This window comes from Paucihalobacter sp., assembly GCF_036825875.1.
In the GTDB taxonomy this organism is placed as follows: domain Bacteria; phylum Bacteroidota; class Bacteroidia; order Flavobacteriales; family Flavobacteriaceae; genus Paucihalobacter.
This window is the reverse complement of sequence record NZ_DAISXK010000087.1, coordinates 1-3293: the sequence shown is the minus strand read 5'-3', so window position 1 is coordinate 3293 and position 3293 is coordinate 1. Positions and strand designations below refer to the sequence as shown.

General features: G+C 36.3%; 4 protein-coding genes. 3 read left to right on the top strand and 1 reads right to left on the bottom strand.

Features of this window, described 5'->3' with window-relative positions; translation table 11 throughout:
* The 3 genes from V7Z48_RS13525 to V7Z48_RS13515 all read left to right on the top strand — a co-directional run.
* Positions 1-1070, top strand: a 1070-nt coding sequence (locus V7Z48_RS13525; RefSeq protein ID WP_334114155.1) for an alkaline phosphatase, incomplete at its 5' end; no start/stop codon positions are given.
* A gap of 22 nt (positions 1071-1092) precedes the next feature.
* A complete protein-coding gene (locus tag V7Z48_RS13520; RefSeq protein ID WP_334114154.1) occupies positions 1093-1473 on the top strand; it encodes a Fur family transcriptional regulator in 381 nt (126 codons plus the stop codon).
* Positions 1474-1713: 240 nt separating this feature from the next.
* Positions 1714-2244, top strand: coding sequence for a DUF4136 domain-containing protein (locus V7Z48_RS13515; RefSeq protein ID WP_334114152.1), 531 nt, complete (start codon positions 1714-1716; stop codon positions 2242-2244).
* Positions 2245-2317: 73 nt separating this feature from the next.
* Here the strand turns inward: V7Z48_RS13515 and V7Z48_RS13510 are convergent.
* Positions 2318-3293, bottom strand: a 976-nt coding sequence (locus V7Z48_RS13510) for an ABC transporter permease (protein ID WP_334114151.1), incomplete at its 5' end; no start/stop codon positions are given.

Here is a 3293-nt window from a genome sequence, read left to right as displayed (position 1 = left end):
ACGGTGGAATCAATATAGGTAGAGGCGGCATTGAACACCAGCCCATTTGGCAAAAATTTATAAATGCCGGAAAGAAAGCGGGTATTGTAACCACCGTTTATGCAACCCATGCCACACCAGCAGGATTTTGCGTAAACAGCAAAAGTAGAAATGACCAAGATGGGATTGCAGAAAAGTATCTGAAATTAGACTTACAAGTCATTATGGGTGGCGGACAACGTTATTTTGACCCTAAATTCAGAGCAGATAATAAAGATTTGTACGCCGCCTTCCGAAGTAAAAATTATAACATCGTCAAGGTACGAGACGAATTAAACTCTATCAACAATAATCAGCCATTACTAGGCCTATTTTGCGAAGGTGCTTTGCCTTATGAAATCGACAGACAATCCAATAAGGATTTATATAAGCATGTACCAACGCTCAAAGAAATGACGGAAGTAGCCCTAGAACATTTAAAGGGTTCTGCCAATGGATTTGTGTTGCAAGTTGAAGCTGGTAAGGTAGATTGGGCGGCACATGCAAACGACGCTGCCGGTTTGTTATACGACCAAATGGCTTTTGATGATGCCATAGAAGTTGCTATAAAATTTGCTGAAGAAGATGGTGAAACCCTTGTGGTCATTACAACAGACCACGGCAATGCAAATCCAGGAATGATGTACGGCAAAAATGTTAATGAAAATTTCGACAGATTGCAGACCTTCAAATACACCAACGAATGGATTTTGAATAACCTTACCAAAGACGATTCGACAACGAAAGTACAAGATATCATTAAGGAAGCTAATAATTACACCATTTCTAACAAACAGGCATTATTCATCTTAGATTATTATAAAAATCTTGAAAAACTGGAAACTGGTTTATACAACTACAAAAATTTGCCCTTTAAACTTTTGTCGATAATGCAGCAAGACTACCATTCAATAGGTTGGATATCCGACAACCATAGTGGTGATTATGTTGAATTGGCAGCTTATGGACCCGGAAGTCATTTATTAAAAGGATTTATGAAAAACACCGAACTTCATTATATGCTTTTAGAAGCATGTGACGTGGCAGATTAAAATAATGTTTTAACTTTACATAATGGGAATTGTAAGAAAAACGAAATCGGTTGATATTATTATGAGTATTTTCAATGAAGCTGAAAATGCCTTGTCTGTAGTGGAATTAGTGTCTCGACTCAAAAATGACATGAATAAAACCACAGTTTATAGAATTTTAGAACGACTAGAAAAAAATGGATTTACACATTCATTTACCGATAGTGACGGCTTAAGATGGTATGCCAAATGTCATGACTGTACTAAAAACCATCATTTAGATTTACATCCGCATTTTCAATGTAAATGCTGTGGTAAGGTAGCTTGTCTTTCTGAAAAAGTTCCAATGCCATTATTTCCAAATCACCAAATTGACAAGGCAGAAATTATGTTGTTTGGTACCTGTAGAGAATGTCGAAATTAAATTCAAGTGATGCGACATCAATTCAATTTCTGGCCTTCTTGAATTTCGGAAATAACGCCATAGCTCTATGCAAAACTTTACAAAGCGGATTGATAGTAACTATTATTTACGACCTTGACGTTAGAGAATTGGCTTCGGATTTGATTGTTTAAAAATTTGTGCTTTTGAAAATACATTTCTTTTAATAAATTTACTTAAATTGCTCTTTATATTAGTGTTATCAACTTTAAAGCATCTAACATGAAATTAAAATACCTTTTTAGTTTTGCCATTGCTTTGGCATTTTTGTACTCATGTAACACCGTGAAAACAGCGTCCGATTACGACAGATCCGTAAATTTCAACAACTATAAAACCTTTGGTTTCACTAAAGAATCAAAAGAACTTCCTGCCAATGACTTGGTTAAAAACCGCATTTTAAATGCCATTGCTTCTAACTTAAAAAGCAAAGGTTTAACAGAATCTGAGAATCCCGATATGCTGATTGATTTGGGCTTAAAAACCAAAGATAAAAAGGATTATCAATCTACAAGTTACGATTTAAGTGGCTTTTACGGAAGACGCTGGAGAATTGGCACCGGAATTGGCACCACCAACACCAGAGAAATCAATTATACCGAAGGCACTTTAGTAATTAATATGGTTGATGCTAAAAAAGAACAATTATTATGGATGGGTACCGGAACTGGTGTTGTAAACGATAAGGCTATTCAAGAACAAAATCTCACAAATACCATCAATAAAATTTTAGCGGGATTTCCGCCTAAATAGATGATTATTAGCAATCATTAAGCCTACTTATACTTTGAGTCGGCTTTTTTTATTTCTGTAAGAAATCAAAATCTTAACTAGCCTCGCTTCTTAGTACTTGCAAAGGTGGATTTTTAATAACACTAATACTATTGGTAAGTCCGATAACTAAGACTAGCAATGTAATTCCCGGAAACAACACCACAAACGGAATAATCGACGGCGAAAAAGGCGTTTCAAAAATCCAAAGTGCTAATAATTGACTGCTTACTAACGATAGTATAATTCCGGTTAAGCTTCCTAAAATGCCCAGATAAATATATTCCAAAGCAATCATTTTTAAAATTTGATGGCTTTGCGCACCAATGGTTCGCAGCAATACACTTTCTTTAATGCGTTGATGCTTGCTGGTTCTCACCGCGCCTAATAATACTATCACGCCTGTAAGAATGCTAAAAAAGGCCATGAAATTAATAATCCAACCAATTTTATTCAATAGATTTTCTATGACTGAAAGGATTTTCCTAAGGTCTAAAACTGAAATATTTGGAAACTGACTCACCAATTGTTGCTGCAAAATAGCTGAAGCACTTTCATCGGGAACTTGCGTGGTTAATACTCTAAACTGCGGCGCGCTTTCTAATACACCAGCCGGAAATAACACCGTGAAATTTAATTGTATTCTACTCCAATCTACCGTTCTAATGCTGCCTACAACGGTTTTTATTAATACACCCTGAACGTTAAAAACCAATTCATCGCCCAACGAAACCTTAGCGTCTCTCGCTAAATTATCACTTAACGAAACGGGTATGACTGATAAGTTTTCAGCCTTAGCGGTAAATTCGCCTTGCTCAAGGGATTCAGAGTCAATAAGCGCATCGCGGTAAGTGGCTCTAAATTCATGATTCAACACCCATCTATTAATGGTAGAAGTGGTATCTTCTTTAATGGCATTTACCAACTTACCACCAATACTGTGAATGCGCATCGTAACAATTGGAATGTTGTCTAAAACTGGATGGTTGTTTCCCCGAATAACAGTCGACACATCGTCTTGTTGATTGGCT